Origin of the sequence: Bacillus spizizenii TU-B-10 (assembly GCF_000227465.1) — a bacterium.
GTDB classification, from domain to species: Bacteria; Bacillota; Bacilli; order Bacillales; family Bacillaceae; genus Bacillus; species Bacillus spizizenii.
Genome location: NC_016047.1, coordinates 2,270,442 through 2,288,446, shown reverse-complemented (window position 1 = coordinate 2,288,446; position 18,005 = coordinate 2,270,442). Strand labels below are relative to the sequence as shown.

General features: G+C 42.0%; 22 protein-coding genes, 1 pseudogene and 1 riboswitch. Of the genes and pseudogenes, 15 read left to right on the top strand and 8 right to left on the bottom strand.

Features of this window, described 5'->3' with window-relative positions:
• The first annotated feature begins 38 nt into the window (after positions 1–38).
• From ypwA to exnP, 10 genes and pseudogenes are all read left to right on the top strand, one after another.
• Complete coding sequence (gene ypwA, locus GYO_RS33190; protein ID WP_014114162.1) at positions 39–1,544, top strand: carboxypeptidase; 1,506 nt, start codon at positions 39–41, stop codon at positions 1,542–1,544.
• Between the two features lie 142 nt (positions 1,545–1,686).
• Positions 1,687–1,786, top strand: a riboswitch (purine riboswitch).
• Between the two features lie 89 nt (positions 1,787–1,875).
• A complete protein-coding gene (xpt, locus tag GYO_RS33185; protein WP_014114161.1) occupies positions 1,876–2,460 on the top strand; it encodes a xanthine phosphoribosyltransferase in 585 nt (194 codons plus the stop codon).
• On the top strand, positions 2,457–3,773 hold the full coding sequence (gene pbuX / locus GYO_RS33180) for a xanthine permease PbuX (protein WP_014114160.1): 1,317 nt from the start codon (positions 2,457–2,459) through the stop codon (positions 3,771–3,773). The genes xpt and pbuX overlap by 4 nt, the downstream gene beginning before the upstream one ends.
• 72 nt (positions 3,774–3,845) lie before the next feature.
• Positions 3,846–4,944 (top strand): annotated as a pseudogene (locus GYO_RS33175) (type III polyketide synthase).
• Between the two features lie 3 nt (positions 4,945–4,947).
• Positions 4,948–5,454: an alkylpyrone methyltransferase gene (gene bpsB, locus GYO_RS33170; RefSeq protein ID WP_014114158.1), complete on the top strand. Its 507-nt coding sequence runs from the start codon at positions 4,948–4,950 to the stop codon at positions 5,452–5,454.
• 70 nt (positions 5,455–5,524) lie between these two features.
• Positions 5,525–5,614, top strand: a complete 90-nt coding sequence (gene fbpC / locus GYO_RS43750) for a Fur-regulated basic protein FbpC (protein ID WP_109491777.1) — start codon at positions 5,525–5,527, stop codon at positions 5,612–5,614.
• Positions 5,615–5,790: 176 nt separating this feature from the next.
• Positions 5,791–9,372: a dynamin GTPase gene (gene dynA / locus GYO_RS33165; RefSeq protein ID WP_014114157.1), complete on the top strand. Its 3,582-nt coding sequence runs from the start codon at positions 5,791–5,793 to the stop codon at positions 9,370–9,372.
• Positions 9,373–9,436: 64 nt separating this feature from the next.
• Positions 9,437–9,694, top strand: coding sequence for a YpbS family protein (locus GYO_RS33160; RefSeq protein WP_003218262.1), 258 nt, complete (start codon positions 9,437–9,439; stop codon positions 9,692–9,694).
• A 74-nt stretch (positions 9,695–9,768) separates the two neighbouring features.
• Positions 9,769–9,915: a protein YpzF gene (ypzF, locus tag GYO_RS33155; RefSeq protein ID WP_003230761.1), complete on the top strand. Its 147-nt coding sequence runs from the start codon at positions 9,769–9,771 to the stop codon at positions 9,913–9,915.
• Between the two features lie 99 nt (positions 9,916–10,014).
• Positions 10,015–10,905, top strand: coding sequence for a 5'-3' exonuclease ExnP (gene exnP / locus GYO_RS33150; RefSeq protein ID WP_014114156.1), 891 nt, complete (start codon positions 10,015–10,017; stop codon positions 10,903–10,905).
• A gap of 5 nt (positions 10,906–10,910) precedes the next feature.
• On the opposite strand, the gene sspL is transcribed toward exnP, so the two are convergent.
• The 3 genes from sspL to GYO_RS33135 are packed head-to-tail and all read right to left on the bottom strand — an operon-like array spanning position 10,911 to position 12,167.
• Entirely contained in the window at positions 10,911–11,039 is a 129-nt protein-coding gene (gene sspL, locus GYO_RS33145) for a small, acid-soluble spore protein L (RefSeq protein ID WP_003218255.1), read from the bottom strand.
• The gene (locus GYO_RS33140; protein WP_014114155.1) at positions 11,023–11,478 is read right to left on the bottom strand and encodes a reverse transcriptase-like protein; all 456 of its coding nucleotides are present in this window, start codon (positions 11,476–11,478) and stop codon (positions 11,023–11,025) included. The genes sspL and GYO_RS33140 overlap by 17 nt, the downstream gene beginning before the upstream one ends.
• Positions 11,478–12,167 (bottom strand): queuosine precursor transporter, encoded by a 690-nt coding sequence (locus GYO_RS33135; RefSeq protein WP_003218253.1) that lies wholly within the window; start codon positions 12,165–12,167, stop codon positions 11,478–11,480. The genes GYO_RS33140 and GYO_RS33135 overlap by 1 nt, the downstream gene beginning before the upstream one ends.
• 83 nt (positions 12,168–12,250) lie before the next feature.
• Here GYO_RS33135 and GYO_RS33130 point away from each other — a divergent pair, with 83 nt between their 5' ends.
• Together GYO_RS33130 and GYO_RS33125 are read left to right on the top strand one after the other, a co-directional pair.
• Entirely contained in the window at positions 12,251–12,931 is a 681-nt protein-coding gene (locus tag GYO_RS33130) for a ribonuclease H family protein (protein WP_014114154.1), read from the top strand.
• Positions 12,924–13,106, top strand: coding sequence for a zinc-finger domain-containing protein (locus GYO_RS33125; RefSeq protein ID WP_004397944.1), 183 nt, complete (start codon positions 12,924–12,926; stop codon positions 13,104–13,106). The genes GYO_RS33130 and GYO_RS33125 overlap by 8 nt, the downstream gene beginning before the upstream one ends.
• A 28-nt stretch (positions 13,107–13,134) precedes the next feature.
• Here the strand turns inward: GYO_RS33125 and GYO_RS33120 are convergent, their stop codons facing one another.
• Positions 13,135–13,404 (bottom strand): DUF2564 family protein, encoded by a 270-nt coding sequence (locus GYO_RS33120; protein ID WP_014114153.1) that lies wholly within the window; start codon positions 13,402–13,404, stop codon positions 13,135–13,137.
• Positions 13,405–13,559: 155 nt separating this feature from the next.
• Between GYO_RS33120 and degR the strand changes: the two genes are divergently transcribed.
• On the top strand, positions 13,560–13,742 hold the full coding sequence (degR, locus tag GYO_RS33115; protein WP_003218247.1) for a transcriptional regulator DegR: 183 nt from the start codon (positions 13,560–13,562) through the stop codon (positions 13,740–13,742).
• A gap of 51 nt (positions 13,743–13,793) precedes the next feature.
• Here the strand turns inward: degR and cspD are convergent, their stop codons facing one another.
• From cspD to metA, 4 genes are all read right to left on the bottom strand, one after another.
• Entirely contained in the window at positions 13,794–13,994 is a 201-nt protein-coding gene (gene cspD, locus GYO_RS33110; RefSeq protein WP_003153604.1) for a cold-shock protein CspD, read from the bottom strand.
• A gap of 15 nt (positions 13,995–14,009) precedes the next feature.
• Positions 14,010–14,156: a hypothetical protein gene (locus GYO_RS43745; protein WP_120698826.1), complete on the bottom strand. Its 147-nt coding sequence runs from the start codon at positions 14,154–14,156 to the stop codon at positions 14,010–14,012.
• A gap of 80 nt (positions 14,157–14,236) precedes the next feature.
• Positions 14,237–15,385, bottom strand: a complete 1,149-nt coding sequence (locus GYO_RS33105; RefSeq protein WP_014114151.1) for a diglucosyl diacylglycerol synthase — start codon at positions 15,383–15,385, stop codon at positions 14,237–14,239.
• A 230-nt stretch (positions 15,386–15,615) separates the two neighbouring features.
• Positions 15,616–16,521, bottom strand: a complete 906-nt coding sequence (metA, locus tag GYO_RS33100) for a homoserine O-acetyltransferase MetA (protein WP_041520985.1) — start codon at positions 16,519–16,521, stop codon at positions 15,616–15,618.
• Positions 16,522–16,875: 354 nt separating this feature from the next.
• Between metA and GYO_RS33095 the strand changes: the two genes are divergently transcribed.
• Together GYO_RS33095 and hdhQ are read left to right on the top strand one after the other, a co-directional pair.
• Entirely contained in the window at positions 16,876–17,358 is a 483-nt protein-coding gene (locus GYO_RS33095; protein WP_014114149.1) for a glutathione peroxidase, read from the top strand.
• A 12-nt stretch (positions 17,359–17,370) separates the two neighbouring features.
• Positions 17,371–17,988 (top strand): Mn(2+)-dependent (deoxy)ribonucleoside pyrophosphohydrolase, encoded by a 618-nt coding sequence (gene hdhQ / locus GYO_RS33090; RefSeq protein WP_014114148.1) that lies wholly within the window; start codon positions 17,371–17,373, stop codon positions 17,986–17,988.
• Positions 17,989–18,005 lie beyond the last annotated feature (17 nt).

Below are 18,005 nucleotides of genomic sequence, written 5' to 3'. Positions count from 1 at the left end.
GCCTGTAATGGAACGGCTAGAATAGGGAGGGAATGGATATGGAGATACATACATATGAAAAGGAATTTTTTGATCTTTTAAAAAGAATCTCACATTATAGCGAAGCAGTTGCGTTAATGCACTGGGACTCCAGAACAGGCGCGCCAAAAAACGGCTCAGAGGACCGTGCCGAAAGCATCGGCCAGCTTTCAACAGATATATTCAATATCCAGACATCAGATCGGATGAAGGAGCTAATCGATGCCCTGTATGAACGATTTGATGACTTGTCTGAAGATACGAAAAAGGCAGTAGAGCTGGCGAAAAAAGAGTATGAAGAGAATAAAAAAATCCCTGAGGCTGAATACAAGGAATACGTAATTCTGTGTTCAAAGGCAGAAACTGCGTGGGAAGAAGCGAAAGGAAAATCTGATTTCAGCTTGTTTTCCCCTTATTTAGAGCAGCTGATTGAATGCAATAAACGTTTTATTACGTATTGGGGTTATCAAGAGCATCCTTATGATGCATTGCTTGATTTGTTTGAGCCGGGTGTCACGGTAAAGGTGCTTGATCAGCTGTTTTCCGAGCTTAAGGAAGCGATTATTCCTCTTGTTAAACAGGTGACAGCTTCCGGAAATAAACCAGATACAAGCTTTATCACAAAAGCGTTCCCTAAAGAAAAGCAAAAAGAGCTCAGCTTGTATTTTTTACAGGAGCTTGGCTACGATTTTGATGGTGGACGGCTTGATGAAACTGTTCATCCGTTTGCGACCACGATGAACCGCGGAGACGTTCGCGTCACGACGAGATACGACGAAAAAGATTTTCGTACGGCGATCTTTGGCACCATTCATGAGTGTGGCCACGCGGTATACGAGCAAAATATTGACGAAGCACTGAGCGGCACGAACTTATCAGACGGTGCATCAATGGGAATCCATGAATCTCAATCATTATTTTACGAGAATTTTATCGGCCGCAACAAGCATTTTTGGACACCGTACTATAAGAAGATTCAAGAAGCATCACCTGAACAGTTCAAGGACATCTCTCTGGATGATTTTGTCCGGGCAATCAATGAATCAAAACCTTCATTTATCAGGGTTGAAGCGGATGAATTAACGTATCCTCTTCATATTATCATCCGATATGAAATTGAAAAGGCGATTTTTAGCAATGAAGTGTCAGTGGAAGAACTGCCGTCGCTTTGGAATCAAAAATACCAGGATTATTTAGGGATTACACCGCAGACGGACGCAGAGGGAATTTTACAGGACGTCCATTGGGCAGGAGGAGATTTCGGCTATTTCCCATCCTATGCGCTCGGTTACATGTATGCGGCTCAGCTGAAACAAAAAATGCTTGAGGATATTCCTGAATTTGACACTCTCTTGGAAAGAGGGGAATTTCATCCGATAAAGCAATGGCTGACGGAAAAGGTGCACATTCACGGAAAACGGAAAAAGCCGTTAGACATTATTAAGGATGCAACAGGAGAAGAGCTGAATGTACGCTATTTAATTGAATATTTGTCAAACAAATATTCAAATCTTTATCTGTCGTAATCAAAAGCCTGGCGGCACGGCCGTCAGGCTCTTTTATGATCGGAATTCCTTGAAAGACGAATGATATTTCAGAAAATGAAAATAAAGTTCGGAAATTTTCATTTTTCGTCTATGCAAGAGATTAGAATCTTGATATAATTTATTACAATATCATAAGAACACTCATATAATCGCGTGGATATGGCACGCAAGTTTCTACCGGGCACCGTAAATGTCCGACTATGAGTGAGCAATGAGACCGCATGTGTACGGTTTTTTGTTATATCAGCATTGCTTGCTCTTTTTTTGAGCGGGCAATGCTTTTTTTATTCTCATAACGGAGGTAAGCAGGATGGAAGCACTGAAAAGGAAAATAGAGGAAGAAGGCGTCGTATTATCTGATCAGGTATTGAAAGTGGATTCTTTTTTGAATCACCAAATTGATCCGCTGCTTATGCAGAAAATCGGTGACGAATTTGCCGCCAGATTTGCTAAAGACGGTATTACTAAAATTGTGACAATCGAATCATCCGGAATCGCTCCCGCTGTAATGACAGGCTTGAAGCTTGGTGTGCCGGTTGTCTTCGCGAGAAAACATAAATCATTAACACTCACCGACAACTTGCTGACAGCGTCTGTTTATTCCTTTACAAAGCAAACAGAAAGCCAAATCGCAGTCTCAGGAACCCACCTGTCGGATCAGGATCATGTGCTGATTATCGATGATTTTTTGGCAAATGGGCAAGCAGCGCACGGGCTCGTGTCGATTGTGAAGCAGGCAGGAGCTTCTATTGCGGGACTTGGCATTGTCATTGAAAAGTCATTTCAGCCGGGAAGAGATGAACTTGTGAACTTAGGCTACCGAGTGGAATCTTTGGCAAGAATTCAATCATTGGAAGAAGGAAAAGTGTCCTTCGTACAGGAGGTTCATTCATGAAAAATGGATTTGGCAAAACGCTGTCTTTAGGGATACAGCATGTGCTCGCCATGTATGCTGGTGCCATTGTCGTTCCTCTCATAGTTGGAAAAGCAATGGGCCTGACTGTCGAACAGCTGACCTACTTAGTATCGATTGATATTTTTATGTGCGGTGTGGCTACACTTCTGCAAGTGTGGAGCAACCGATTTTTCGGGATCGGGCTTCCGGTAGTGCTTGGCTGTACATTTACCGCTGTATCGCCGATGATTGCGATTGGATCTGAATACGGGGTTTCAGCGGTTTACGGAAGCATTATCGCTTCAGGTATTCTCGTCATTCTGATTTCATTTTTCTTTGGAAAGCTCGTATCATTTTTTCCGCCGGTCGTGACAGGATCAGTTGTTACGATAATCGGCATTACACTTATGCCGGTAGCCATGAATAACATGGCCGGCGGTGAAGGAAGTGCAGATTTCGGAGACCTTTCCAATCTTGCTCTCGCCTTTATCGTTTTGAGTATCATTGTGCTTCTATACCGTTTTACGAAAGGCTTTATCAAATCCATCTCGATTTTGATCGGTATTTTAATTGGTACTTTCATCGCTTATTTTATGGGAAAAGTCCAATTTGATAACGTTTCGGACGCGGCAGTTGTTCAAATGATTCAGCCATTTTACTTCGGAGCGCCGTCTTTTCACGCAGCGCCTATTATTACGATGTCCATCGTTGCGATTGTCAGCCTTGTAGAATCAACTGGTGTTTACTTTGCCTTAGGTGACCTGACGAACCGCCGTCTGACAGAGAAAGATTTGTCAAAAGGCTATCGCGCTGAAGGGCTGGCTGTGCTGCTGGGCGGTATTTTTAACGCTTTTCCTTACACGGCATTCTCTCAAAATGTCGGGCTTGTACAGCTGACAGGAATCAAGAAAAATGCCGTAATTGTTGTCACGGGTGTAATCTTAATGGCATTTGGGCTGTTTCCGAAGATTGCTGCTTTCACGACCATTATTCCATCTGCTGTTTTAGGAGGTGCGATGGTGGCGATGTTTGGAATGGTGATCGCTTACGGAATCAAAATGCTCAGCCGCATTGATTTTGCCAAACAGGAAAATCTGCTGATTGTTGCCTGCTCAGTGGGTCTGGGTCTCGGTGTAACAGTTGTGCCGGATATTTTTAAGCAGCTTCCGAGTGCCTTAACGCTTCTTACAACAAACGGCATTGTCGCAGGCAGCTTCACTGCAGTAGTCTTAAATATTATATATAACGTATTTTCTAAAGCCAAAAAAACAGAACAAAAAGCTGACATCACTGAGCAAAAAACAGCAGTCTAAACTCCGCCGCGGCGGAGTTTTTTGCATATAAAAAAGATCATTGCGGCACAATGTATGCAAAGAGGTGATCGCATGGCGTTTATTTTATCCATCGGAACAAGTCTTCCTGCGTACGATGTAAACCAAGAGAGAGCGACTGAGTTCGCCCGCTATATGTTTCAGCATTCCTTTAAAGATATTGACCGGCTGTTAACCTCATTTAAAAATGGGCAAATCCACTCAAGACAATTTGTCAAGCCGATTGAATGGTATAAAGAGGGTCACAGCTTCGAAGAAAAAAATCAAATATACATAGAAGAAACACTTAAGCACAGTAGTGAGGCTGTTCGCGAGTGCCTCTCTCATCCTGAGTTTTTTCAAGAAGCCATCCCTTATGAGAAAGTGGATGCTGTTTTTTTCGTCTCCACCACGGGCCTTTCCACACCGAGCATCGATGCGCGGCTCATGAATGAACTCCCGTTTTCTCCATATACGAAGCGGATTCCGCTTTGGGGGCTCGGCTGTGCAGGAGGAGCCAGCGGACTCGCGCGTGCAGCCGAATACTGCAAAGCGTATCCTGAGGCTTTCGTGCTTGTCATTGCTGCTGAGCTGTGCAGTCTGACATTCCAGCCGGAAGATAAAACGAAAAGCAATCTTATCGGCACTTCGCTTTTTGGCGACGGCATTGCCGCAGCATTATTATGCGGAGAGAAGGCGGACCGCAGGACATCAAAACTGAAGCTTGTACCGAAGATAACAGATTCTCAATCTGTGTTGATGAAACAATCAGAAGATGTTATGGGCTGGGACTTTACTGAGCAAGGATTCAAAGTCATTTTCTCAAGAGATATTCCGACTTTGGTGGAAAAATGGCTCAAAACGAATGTACAGGTTTTTTTAGACAAACATCAGCTGTCATTCAGTGATATCAGTGTTTTTTTGGCACATCCAGGCGGAAAGAAAGTGATCGATGCATACATCAAAAGTCTTGAGCTGACATCAGAAAAGCTTTTATCTGCACAAAGCATATTGCAAATGCACGGAAATATGTCTTCAGCCACAATATTGTATGTGATCAAAGAGCATCTGCTGAACGGACATAAAAAAGAAGCAGAACGGGGACTGATTGGCGCACTAGGGACCGGGATTTTCATCAGAGCTGCTGTTATTCAACTGGGAAAAGGGGGCTTGATTCATGTTTTGGTTGTTAATCGCCATTCTCATTGCTCAACGAGCAGCTGAAATGGCAGTAGCCAGACAAAACGAACAAAAGGTAAAGAAACAAGGGGCGATCGAATTCGGCGAGAGCCACTATCCGTATATCATCATCATGCATATCCTTTTTTTCCTGTCTTTAATTGCGGAAGTGCTGCTGATGAACAAACAGCCGTCAAGCTGGTGGATCTGTATCGCTGCGGCTATTTTAAGCGTGCAGGCAGTACGGTATTGGGCACTTTGTTCCTTAGGAGCATATTGGAATACGAAAATCCTTGTCGTTCCAGGTGCGGAGCTTGTAAAAAAAGGCCCTTATAAATGGATGAAGCATCCAAACTATACCGTTGTTATATTAGAAATCTTATTGATTCCGCTGCTGTACCAAGCGTACGTCACCATGTGTCTGTTTTCCGTTGTCAACGCCGTGTTGTTAACCGTCAGGATACGTACAGAAGACAAAGCATTAGAGGAATACAGTATAAAATAGAGATTGAAAATCATTCTCATCCATGTTAAAATGAATTTGAAAAAGATTCTCAATCAGGATGGTGAAGCAAATGACAATGCTGTTTTTGCTTGGGGCGGTTTGTACATATAGTATATTAATTGGTTTTGTATTAAAAGGAATCTCTAATAAATCTGTTTAAAATGAATCTGGAACTTGTCAAAGTTGCAGATTTTCTTTTATAGAAGCTGCCGTAATGGCAGCTTTTTTCTATTCTCTTAAAGAAATTTGGCTCATTCTTGTGTAAAATGAAAGAGGAATGTATTCAGATCTTCGAAAAAGATTCACAATTGAAACGGCACAAAGGGGTTCAGATTTATGACAGAACATAACAGAAAAGAGCTTATGCACAAAACAGGGGAACTTTATAAGCAATTCATCGAGAATCAAGATGAAGAAAGAGCTGCTAAACTGGCTGCAGTCATGAAAAAAGCGGTAGATGGAGAGGTTTATATCGCGTTTACCGGGCATTATTCAGCGGGCAAATCGTCACTGCTGAACTGCCTGTTAATGGAGAATATTTTGCCGACAAGCCCGATCCCGACAAGCGCTAACCTTGTTGTGATCAGAAACGGGGAAAAGCGTGTTCGGCTTCATACAACAGACGGAGCGTGTGCTGAGCTGGAGGGGGCTTACCAGAAAGACAAGGTGCAGCAATATTGCAAAGATGGGGAGCAGATTGAAAGCGTTGAAATTTTTGACCGGTATACTGAGATCGATTCTGGGGTTGCGTATATTGATACCCCTGGGATTGATTCAACAGATGATGCCCATTTTCTATCAGCGGCGTCTATTCTCCATCAGGCGGATGCGTTGTTTTACGTCGTTCACTATAATCACGTGCACTCTGAGGAAAATGTAAAGTTTCTCAGGTCGATAAAAGAAAGCATTCAGAATGTGTATTTTATCGTCAATCAAATTGACCGCCACGATGAGGCGGAGACACACTTCGGAGACTATAAAGCACAGGTAGAGGAGATGCTTTGCAATGAAGGCATTTCAAAGGAATCACTTTATTTTACGTCAGTGACAGAACTGAACCACCCGTTCAATCAGATTGGGGTCCTGAGAGAAGAATTAAGAAGAATAGAACAGCAAACAAAAAGCAATTTGCAGGCTTTAACAGAACAAAAAGTCCGTAATCTGCTGAAGGAACATACGGAAATCCTTTTGAAAGACGAAACAGACGGTCCAACCTTTGCTGAACAGCTTGGTACACAAACTGATCTGGTCCAATCGCTGCGTGATCAATTGGATGAGGCGGCAAAACAAGCGACTGAGGCAGAAAACAGGATGCAGGAAGAAATCAATCGCATTTTAAAAAACGCCAATCTGACCCCCTTTGACATGCGTGAGTTGGCAGCTGCATTCCTAGAATCGCGAGAGCCTTCTTTTAAAACCGGTTTTTTCTTTTCTAAAGCAAAAACTGCACAGGAAAGAGATAGAAGAAGGAATGCTTTTTTCTCTGATGTGAAAAAACGAACAGAGGCCGAAGCGGATTGGCACATAATAGACACGTTCCATAAACTCGCCAAGTCATTTGATGTTCATACAGCTAAAAGTGAAAAGCTGATTCAGGCCTTCCGCACTCCGCTTGAAATTGACATCATTGAGCGCGCGGTCAAGCAAGGTGCAGCTCTTTCCTCTGAATATGTATTGCAATATACAAAAGACTTGGCAGAGCTCATCCGCAAAGAGGCGAAAAGAAAAGCGGCAGACATCATAAAGGAGCTTACCGCGATGGTGAAAGAGCGTGTTTCCAAAGACTTGCAAACCATCAATGGCCGTCTCATCCAGGAATCAGAAAAACTCTCCCACCTCCAAGAACAGGCCCGTTTAGAGAATAATGCCCGCGAGAAAGCTGATTGCATGTGGGCCATTTGGGAAGAGAAGTCCGTATACCCGATGCACATAGACACCGACTGGTTTAAAACGAAGAAAAAAATAGTAGCGGCTCCAAAACAGAAACGAAGCCAAGACCGGCAGACGCAGCAGTCGATGCAGAAACCAGAAATCAAAATGGAGCAAGAGCTGCCGCTTCAAGACCAAATCAAACGCTTTCACATCTTGTCTGACCTTTTAGGCGAATACAGCATGTTATCAAAGCAAACTTCAGCCTTTCGGGAAAGAATTAAAAGGCTTGAAGAACGGAAATTTACACTTGCGCTTTTTGGAGGCTTCAGCTCGGGGAAATCATCATTTGCCAATGCGCTTGTCGGCGAAAGGGTGCTGCCATCCTCACCAACGCCAACCACAGCGACAATTAACAAAATTACAAAACCAACCAATGGAAATATAAACAAGACGGCGGATGTGGTGTTTAAGACGGAAGATGACATAACGGCTGAAATTTTACAGCTCACCGGAATAAAAGAAGAACCAGCAGGCCGTTCTTTCACAGAGAAATGGGAAAAGGCAGTCAAAAAAAGCCAGCTGCCGGAAGAACATATCAAATTGATCAGCAATTTCCTGCTTGCATACGAAAAGGTTCAGCAATATATACAGGAACAAAAAAAATTAACAATTCCGCTGTCTGAATTAAAACCCTATGTGGCAGAGGAGACAACGGCCTGCGCTGTGAAAGAGGTAACAGTCTATTATACATGTCCGCTGACTGAAAAAGGGATTACGATCGTTGATACGCCCGGCGCGAGCAGCATGAATAAACGGCATACAGAGCTGGCGTTCCAATATATTAAAGATGCCGATGCGTTTTTTTATATGACATATTATCAGCATTCCTTCTCGAAAGGAGACCGTTCATTTTTGCGAAAGCTCGGGCTGGTAAAAGAATCGCTCAGTATGGATAAAATGTTTTTCGTCATTAATGCGGCAGACCTTGCGAAAGATAAAACAGAGCTCGAAACAGTGACCGATTATGTCAGCGCAGAGCTTGTAAAAGAGGGGATTCAAGAACCGCAGCTCTTTACTGTATCAAGTAAAGAGGAACTGCTCGGCAAACCGGAATCATTTTATAACCAGTTCCCGAAAGTAAGAAAACACTTAGACCGATTTATTGAAGTGGATGTAAAAAAAGCGTCAGCTGCACAGCTCAGTTCGGAAGCAGACAAACTATGCGAAACTGTTTTCCAGCTTTACCAATCCCAGCATCAGTCCAGGGAGGAAAAGGAAGCACAGAAACAGCGCCTTATGCTGTCATTTGAGCGGACTGCAGCCGAGATCGAGAAACGGCGGAACTCAGAAACCATTATTGAGAAAGTAAAAAAAGACACAAAAGAGCAGCTTTATCACATTACACAGCGATTATCCTTTTTTGCAAATGATTTATTAAAATCGGCATTTCATCCCGGGCTTCAGAACGGAGATTGGAAAAAGAACGTCGGCAAGGCGATGACAACCGCCTTACATGAATATCAGTTTGAATATGTTCAGGAAATCAAAACGCTTGATGTACGCATGAGCGGTTTCATCGAGCGGCATATTGCCGAAGAGTGGCTGGAAAGCTTTCAAAAAACATTAAACGAGGATGGTTATTTTTCCATTTATGCGGGCCATCAGCATTCGAACGGCATACAGCTTAAGGAAGTTGAACCTGAATTAGACGAACGTGCCTTTGAGCAGGAACAAAAAGAGATCAAATCACCGAAGCAGTTTTTTGAACAGAAAGGAAAAGCGGCCTTCATCGAAGCTGTTCGGATGAAACTCACGAAAATCACAGAGGTTTGGGTGAAAAACGAAGAAGAAAGCCTTATCTCTCATTACACAGATCATCTCAGACGTTTACAGGAGGATATGGCTGAAAAAGCAATGGAACAAATAAAGGATCAAAAAGACACGTATTTAGGTGGATATGGGGAAGGGGAGCATGCGAAAGAGATTGAAAAGGCATACCAAGCATGCATCTCCTGGCAAAGATCAGACCATACAATAAAAATGTAAAATTCAGTTGGCTTGTATTTCAAGTCATGATAGACTAAATAGAAAAAAGCGAGATGAACGATTCATGTCAGAGGTACATAAAGCAATTTCAGCACATTCATCAAAACAGCACGAGCATATCAAAGCATTTATGCGTCTTGAAAACATGCGTGAAATGGCCATTGAAGAAGCGGTTTCAAAATGCAAAAACGATGAGCCTTTTACTACAGATGCAATTAATGAAATTACCGAGCAGATCAATCAGCTCGCCAAAAAAGGCATCGTCCCTACAAGACGCCTTGTATCAAAAGAAATGGTCAGAGAATACGTAAGCCGTATGTAAGCTGGATGATCCTGTCGCGAGTGAATCTCCTGCCGGAAGCATATACTATATGTATCCGATGTAAGGGGGGATTCATGTTGGGCAGAACAAAACTGGGAAACAGAAATGCACAGGCGAATAACAATGCCAAAAAGAAAAACGGATTTCAAACCCATTTTGACTCTTACGCAGGACGCGAAGCTGAAAAGCTGATCGCCAGCAACAAAAGACACAACGACTGATGATATTAAAACAGTATCTCTAATTGAAGAGATGCTGTTTTTTATTTTTGCGCGCTTTATGGTAAAATAGAAAGAATGAAAGAAAAGGGAGTATATCTTATGAATAATAATAAACTATTGCTAGTTGACGGCATGGCTCTTTTATTCCGGGCGTTTTTTGCCACGGCCGTGCATCGCAACTTTATGATAAATGACAGCGGGATGCCGACGAACGGCGTCAACGGATTTTTAAAGCATTTGATCACAGCTGTTGAAACTTTCCAGCCAACACACGTCGTCTGCTGCTGGGACATGGGAAGCAAAACGTACCGAAATGACCTGTTCCAAGATTATAAGGCGAACCGCAGTGCACCGCCTGTGGAGCTCATCCCGCAGTTTGATTTGGCAAAGGAAGCGGCCGCTGAGCTTGGTATCATGAATATCGGTTTTGCTGGGTATGAAGCGGATGATTGTATCGGAACTCTTGCCGCTTTGTTTGCGAATGAAGCTGACATTACGATCGTAACAGGGGACAGAGATTTACTTCAGCTGTTAACGGATAAAGTAAGCGTGGCTCTGCTCCAAAAAGGAATAGGAAATTATAAAGTCTATACAAAAGAGACTTTTTATGAAGAAACAGGCGTTCTGCCGAGGGCTTTGATTGATATTAAAGCGCTTATGGGTGATTCCAGTGATAACTATCCTGGCGTCAAAGGGATCGGAGAAAAAACAGCCTACAAACTGATTCGTGAATATGAAACAATTGACCGCTTATTAGAAAATCTTTCTCTTCTTCCGAAGGGACAGCAGGGGAAAATTCAGCAAGGTTTAAGCGATTTGGAGATGTCGAGGAAGCTTGCGGAAATTCATTGCTCTGTTCCGCTGGTCTGCACACTGAAAGACGCTTTATTTACCCTGCAAATGGAGCAGGCGGCTGACATGCTTCGCCGCCACCAAATCAAAGGAATTGAGCGCATGCTTGAAAAGCTGAACGCTAGAGAGATCGTGTAGATCTTCTAGCGTTTTGTATTGCTTTTTTTGGCTCTTTCCTCAAGCTCTGTTTTAGGGTCATTATGTGTATTGCCTTCCAGATCGCCTTGCGGAGTAACACCGCCGGTCAGCCGGCCTTTATCTTTCTTTTTCATGTTTGTTCACCTCGTCATTAGGATGACCATTGATCGAGATTTCATTCTTGTCATTCAGCCGGATCGCTGCTTTTGCCAGATGATCGGCTTTTTGGTTTTGTTTGCCCGGTATCCATTTGATGAAAAAAAGAGGGAAGGCCGCTTTTAATCGGATGATTTCTTCCACATACGGGTGAAACGTTTTATTTTTAACCATTTCAAACTCAGCGGCCCGTTCCACAATATCTGAATCGGTTCGAAAGGAAACAGATTGATACCCGCGCTTTGCACATAACTTCATCCCTTCAATTAATGCAAGAAATTCGGCTTCCTGGTTTGTATGCATTCCGATTGGAATAGAGAAAGATTCTGCTTTTCCTTCATGTTTGATAAAAATGCCGATGCCGGAAAGTCCGGGATTACCGGCGCTTGCGCCATCTACATATATTTCTGTAGGCATTAGGAACTCCTTTCATCATTCGGTATCATTTTTTTTGCTGCATAGGCATAAGGCAATGAAATCAAAGATACCGCAAACTTAATCAAATATGTAGAAATAAAAATATGAAGCCAAACGCCTGCAGGATAAATGCCGAAAAAAGCGACACCAGTAAATATAAATGTATCAAACAGCTGGCTGACTGCTGTACTGCCGCCGTTTCTGAGCCATAAAAGCCGATCAGAAGGAAATATCCTTCTAATTGCCGAATATACATAAACATCCAGCGTTTGGCTGAAGATAAAGGCAAGCAGACTTCCTAACGCGACTCGTGGAAGGAATCCGAAAATCGTTTCCAGTGCTGTTTGTGATATGTCGCTGGAAGCCGGTTCGAAAAGCAGCACGCCTTGCATGACAAATGTCAGCGTCAGGAGCGTTGAGAATCCGAGCCATACCGCTTTTTTGGCTTCAGCCGGTCCGTATTTTTCATTCAGCACATCTGTCGCAAAAAAGATTGTGCCGTACATCACATTCCCGAGCGTTGCTGTTAAGCCAAACAGTTCGACTGTTTTTACGACTTGAAGGTTGGCGCAGACTGTCGCAAAACCGATCCAAACAAATAGTCCCATTTTGCCAAATCCTTTATAAAATAAAAGAACAATGATAAAATGAATGATCGCAAAAATGATCCAAAACGAATTATTAAACAAAATGAAAATGCTTCCTTTCCGGGGTTAAGATTGGTTTGATTATAGCACAAGCCCGGCAACTAATGAATGGTAAGGTGATTGTAATGAAGCTCAGACCGCATATGAAAATAGAAGCAAAAGGGACGGGAACCGTCTCATTTTTGGGCGAAGACTGGCTGACAGCACAGCAAGCACGTATGCTCGCAAGAGAACTTGGCCGTTATCCATACATGAAAGAACTCGAGTTCGAAGACGAGAAAGGCGGCAGCTGGTCGCTGAAGGAATTGGAAAAGCTGACAGAGGAGCTTGCTCAAGAGCCTGATGACATTATTGTTTATTTTGACGGCAGTTTCGATAAGGAGAGCGAACTGGCCGGACTCGGAATCGTCATTTATTATTCATTGGGAGGAATCCGGCATCGTTTGAGAAAAAATAAAAGCTTCCGGCTGAAAACCAATAATGAAGCTGAATACGCGGCGCTTTATGAAGCAATAAGAGAAGTAAGAGAGCTTGGGGCAAGCAGAAATTCAATTACGATCAAAGGGGACTCGCTTGTGGTTCTGAATCAGCTTGACGGCAGCTGGCCTTGCTATGATCCGTCTCATAATGAATGGCTGGACAAAATAGAAGCACTCCTTGAATCGATGAAGCTTACTCCAACCTACGAAACCATACAGCGGAAAGACAACCAGGAAGCTGACGGGCTCGCTAAAAAAATTCTATCCCATCAATTCGTAGAAAGCCACACGAAATTAGACCGTAACGGAGATGACGATCTTGGATAAGAAAATGATCTTTAAAGAACTGACAGAACTGCACGATGAATATTGCAAGGACTGTTTTATTAAGAAGCAGTTTCGCAAAGAATTTGGCAAAACCTATGCGCATTCATTTTGTATTAATAAATGTACGGTTGGTGAAAAGCTGAAAGCATACGGAGATGTCTTAACCAATCACTAAAAAATAAAAACCGCAGAAGCTGCGGTTTTTATTTTTTAAATTCATCAAGCTGATGCTGGCTGTCATCCAGCAGCTGCTGTTGCTGCTGTACAAATTCAGGATCATCGAGAGCTGCCAGCTCTTCAGATTGTGACAGTTCTCTTGCATCCTCAATGGCTTGGTATGCGGAATCGACTAATGTTGTGCTTTGGCCTCTCGTCGCAGCTCCTGTCGTTTTCTGCGCTGTTTCCACCGCCAGTTCCAGCTGCCGCTTATCCGTAAAGCCAGTCTGATCCTCATCATGAAATTCTGAAGTCACAACAAACACCTCCGCGATTATTTTGCAGAGTTTCTTTAAAATTTATGTACTAAAATAGAAAATAAAATGAAAATAAGCCGATATAACTATTGAACCAGAATAAATAGGGCTGTTTTACTATTTGAGGTATCTTGGCAGAGAAGGGGAACGCAGCTATGGATGATAAAGACTTGAAGTCGATCCTTCACAAAACATTTATAGAAATATACAGTGATTTAGAAGAACTGGCGGATATCGCAAAAAAAGGGAAGCCGTCAATGGAAAAACACGTTGAAGAGATTGAACAGAGGTGCAAACAAAATATTTTGGCGATTGAGATCCAGATGAAAATCAAATAGGAGAGGCAAATGCCTCTCCTATATTTGTCATCTCATCATCATGTATTGAGTTTAGAGTTTTACAACATTAGAAGCTTGAGGTCCACGATTACCTTCGACAATTTCAAAAGAAACTTCTTGTCCTTCTTCTAATGATTTGTATCCTTCTCCTTCGATAGCTGTGAAGTGAACAAATACATCGTCTCCGCCTTCAACTTCAATGAAGCCGAATCCTTTTTCGTTGTTGAACCATTTTACTTTACCGTTTTGCATATTGCTTAATTCCTCCTAGTACTGTAGCACCCGTGTGCTAAAAAAAATTTTGTCACCATTTAACGTTGATTCATTGTTAAATGATGGTTCAACTATACACCATCTGGGAGCACCCGTCAAGTTTCGAAACTGCTTATTTTTCAAAAGAAGAGCAAGTTTCACAAAAAAATGTAACCGCTTTTATAAATGAATGAATATAAATAAAAAGAGCACACGATTTTCGTGTGCTCTCCAAAACATCATCAAGATAGCGCTCTGGTTTTTTGTTTGGCCGTCATCATTTCTGATTCCTTCAGGATATCCTCTAAAATCACTTCAGATGAGTTTGCTAAATGAAGGTCTTTAATGTTTTTCTTCATGCGCTGTAAAGTATCTTCATCTGCGAGAAGGGAAGTGACTGACTCGAGAATCTCTTCATGACGGTTCACGACGATCGCAGCTCCGCGATCTTCAAAGAAGTTTGCATTTTCTTTTTCCTGGCCAGGCACGGGTTTGTACAGAATGACAGGCACACCGATGGCAGTTGCTTCTGTCAAAGTAATGCCTCCAGGTTTTGTAATCATGCAATCTGTGATCCGGAACAGCTCATCAATGCGCTCCACATAGCCAAGAACTTTTAATTTGTCACCGTTTTCTGCTTCAAGCGCACTTAAAGATTCTTTTAAAGCCGTGTTTTTTCCGCACACGACAACCACCTGCACATGATCATCTTTGACAAGGTTTTCGCACAGCTCTTTTACGTTCTTTAATACACCGTGGGCGCCTGCCATGATTAGAAGCACTTTTTTATTTGGTGAAAGATTATACTTTTTATATATCGGCTCCACTGGCATGGATTCTTCAAATTGTGGCCTTATTGGGATTCCGGTGATTTTTACATTGCTTGGATGAGTACCGATCTCCAGCAATTTTTCCTTCACATAATCTGTCGCCACATAATATTTATCCACGTTCTCGTGAACCCAAATTTTATGAAGGCAAAAATCAGTCATAACGTTGAAGGTAGGGATGACCCTGCCTGTTCGGCGTCTGTATTCCGGCACGACGATCATCGGAAATGTATTAATAATAATATCAGGCTGATGTTCATCGACAAGTTCGCCCAATCGTTTATTACCCATTTTAAAGTAAATATTGAATTTACGTTTATTATAGATTTTGTCAACTCCGTAATAAAACAAACGATAAAACTGTTTCCCGATTGAGAAGCTTTTTAAATAAAGGTACTGAGTTACCTCTGAAACAATCGGATTTGACTCTTGGTACAAATTAGAAACTGTTACATGCTGAAAGCCGAGACGTACACATTGCTCATAAAGCGTTTTGGCTACCTGCACATGTCCATTTCCGTAATTTGCAGTCAAAATTAATACTCTTTTATTGGTATTCAAGTAAATTCACCTCAATGTAATCAACAACAAGCAAGCTTCATGCATCGTAAGGAGTTATTGTCTATACATAAACATAACACAAATACATAATCAAATTATTAATGCAGTGAAAAAATTAAGCTAATTTTAAAAGATTTGGATTCCATTATTTTAAATTTTTGTTATACGCATACTGAATCAGATGTATTTTATCATATTTTTTGCTCAGCGTATCACTAAAAAAAGAAAAATTAGTCCCATTCATAAGGAGTTTCTTGGTAAACGTAATAATTCAGCCAGTTCATAAACAATAATGTCGCATGCGCTTTCCAGCGATTCACCGGCTGCTTGCTGTCTTCTGCAAAATAATGTTTAGGCGCCTCGACAGTAGAAAGGTTTCGTTCAAGATCTCTTTCATACTCTTGAAGAAGCGTATTTGTATCATATTCAGGGTGCCCTGTTAAAAAGACTTGTTTTTCGTCTTTAGACACAATTAAGCAAACCCCAGCTTCCTTCGATGCGGTAAGAATATTTAACTCGGGCACTGCTTGAAGCTGTTCCATATTTATATCTGTATGCCGGGAATGCGGCACATAGTATAGCTCGTCAAAACCTCTTACCAATCTTTCGTGTTTTGAAAGAACTGAATGTTCGAACACACCGAAGATTTTTTTCGGCATTTGAATTTTTTCCACACCGTAATGGTAATACAAACCTGCTTGAGCGCCCCAGCAAATATGCAAGGTTGAAGTGACATTTGTTTTGCTCCACTCCATGATCTCTTTGAGCTCTTCCCAATATGAAACATCTTCAAACGCCAAATGCTCGATCGGCGCACCGGTGATAATCATGCCGTCAAACTTCTTGTGACGGATATTGGAAAAAGTCGTGTAAAATTCGTCAAGGTGTTCTCTTGCAGTATTTTTCGGCGTGTGTGTGCTTGGGATTAAAAATGTAAAATGAACCTGTAAAGGTGAATTTCCAAGCAATCTGAGAAGCTGAGTCTCTGTTTGGATTTTTTTCGGCATCAAATTCAATATGATAATTTTTTGCGGCCGGATATCCTGATGAAATGCTCTGCTTTCATCCATTACAAATATATGTTCACTCTCAAGCACCTGTTTTGCCGGCAGGTGTGTTGGTATATTAATAGGCAACGTGCCACCTCCATCATTTCCCCGTTTGATTTTCTTCATTATAGGAATTTTCACGCCAATTTTCAATCTATCTATAAGAGTTGAGGGGAAACAACAGAAAACTCTTTAAATAAAACGCATAGATACATCATTTGGTTTCACAGTAAAATGATTTTCCATGATGTATCTCAGAAGGGAATTGTATTGTTTTATAGAATGATAAGTAAAAATATGAGCCACATGAATTTATAATGAGCAGATGCTCACCACTTATTTGATTCATTTCTTAAGAGTTCTGATAAAAGGTGTTTGCATTTTGAATTGAGATAGAAAAAAGGTAAAATAATCAGCAGCAGGGACATAGGAGGGACTTACATGTCTATATATGATATGAAGGTACGCACAATAACAGGGAAAGACATGACACTTCAGCCTTTTGCCGGAAAGGTATTGATGATCGTGAATACAGCGAGTAAATGCGGCTTTACTCCCCAATTGAAGCAGCTTCAGGAGTTATATGATACATATCAGCAGGAGGGCCTGGAGATCTTAGGGTTCCCCTGCAATCAATTTATGAACCAAGAGCCTGGTGACGAGGCAGACATACAGGATTTTTGCGAAACAAATTACGGTGTTACGTTTCCTATGTTTTCAAAAGTAGAAGTAAATGGAAAAAACGCCCACCCGCTGTTTGTGTATTTGACGGAGCACGCGAAAGGGATGCTGGGAACTAAGGCGATCAAGTGGAATTTCACGAAGTTTATAGTGGACAGAAACGGAGAAATCGTTGGCCGATATTCACCAAATACAAATCCGAAAGAGCTGGAAGACGTTATCATGAAGCTATTAGGGCAATAAAGAGGTGTTTTTATGAAGGAATTGAAGCAGGCTGAGCAAATCAGAACATGGGTGCAATCTGTCCTAACAGGCGAAAGTTCTGGACATGATTGGCTTCATGTATCAAGAGTTGCAGATCTTGCTTTGTATATTGGAGAAAAGGAAAACGCGGATTTGTTCATCGTTGAAACAGCGGCGTTGGTTCATGATTTAATTGATGTCAAACTTCCTGATACGGTCAGGCTCTCTGTGAGCGAAGTATATGATCAGCTCGTTATTTTCGGAATTGGAAAAGAGGATGCTGACAGAGTGATTCACATTATCACAAGGATGTCCTTTCGGGACAGGGAAAAGTTTGAGGGGGAGCCGCTCTCCATAGAGGGAAAGGCCGTACAGGACGCTGACAGGCTTGATGCAATTGGTGCTGTCGGCATTGCGAGAGCTTTCATGTTTGCGGGTGCAAAAGGGCACGGCCTTTATGGAGATGATCAAAGCGCCTACGCTCATTTTTTTCATAAGCTGCTGCGGCTGAAAGATATGATGAATACAGACACCGCACGGGAACTGGCAGAAGAAAGACACGATTTTATGCTTCAGTTTGTCCGTCAATTAGAAAAAGATATACCCGGGATTGATGCCAAAACGTCGTAATAGAAGGCTTAGGGCGA

Bases quoted from the DNA above. Each gene is read 5' to 3' on its own strand.
- fbpC (WP_109491777.1), top strand. From the start codon at position 5,525: ATGACAATGCTGTTTTTGCTTGGGGCGGTTTGTACATATAGTATATTA.
- exnP (WP_014114156.1), top strand. From the start codon at position 10,015: ATGAATAATAATAAACTATTGCTAGTTGACGGCATGGCTCTTTTATTC.
- cspD (WP_003153604.1), bottom strand. From the start codon at position 13,994: ATGCAAAACGGTAAAGTAAAATGGTTCAACAACGAAAAAGGATTCGGC.
- GYO_RS33095 (WP_014114149.1), top strand. From the start codon at position 16,876: ATGTCTATATATGATATGAAGGTACGCACAATAACAGGGAAAGACATG.
- ypwA (WP_014114162.1), top strand. From the start codon at position 39: ATGGAGATACATACATATGAAAAGGAATTTTTTGATCTTTTAAAAAGA.
- GYO_RS33130 (WP_014114154.1), top strand. From the start codon at position 12,251: ATGAAGCTCAGACCGCATATGAAAATAGAAGCAAAAGGGACGGGAACC.
- degR (WP_003218247.1), top strand. From the start codon at position 13,560: ATGGATGATAAAGACTTGAAGTCGATCCTTCACAAAACATTTATAGAA.
- pbuX (WP_014114160.1), top strand. From the start codon at position 2,457: ATGAAAAATGGATTTGGCAAAACGCTGTCTTTAGGGATACAGCATGTG.
- sspL (WP_003218255.1), bottom strand. From the start codon at position 11,039: ATGAAAAAGAAAGATAAAGGCCGGCTGACCGGCGGTGTTACTCCGCAA.
- GYO_RS33140 (WP_014114155.1), bottom strand. From the start codon at position 11,478: ATGCCTACAGAAATATATGTAGATGGCGCAAGCGCCGGTAATCCCGGA.
- GYO_RS33160 (WP_003218262.1), top strand. From the start codon at position 9,437: ATGTCAGAGGTACATAAAGCAATTTCAGCACATTCATCAAAACAGCAC.
- hdhQ (WP_014114148.1), top strand. From the start codon at position 17,371: ATGAAGGAATTGAAGCAGGCTGAGCAAATCAGAACATGGGTGCAATCT.
- bpsB (WP_014114158.1), top strand. From the start codon at position 4,948: ATGTTTTGGTTGTTAATCGCCATTCTCATTGCTCAACGAGCAGCTGAA.
- dynA (WP_014114157.1), top strand. From the start codon at position 5,791: ATGACAGAACATAACAGAAAAGAGCTTATGCACAAAACAGGGGAACTT.
- ypzF (WP_003230761.1), top strand. From the start codon at position 9,769: ATGTTGGGCAGAACAAAACTGGGAAACAGAAATGCACAGGCGAATAAC.
- xpt (WP_014114161.1), top strand. From the start codon at position 1,876: ATGGAAGCACTGAAAAGGAAAATAGAGGAAGAAGGCGTCGTATTATCT.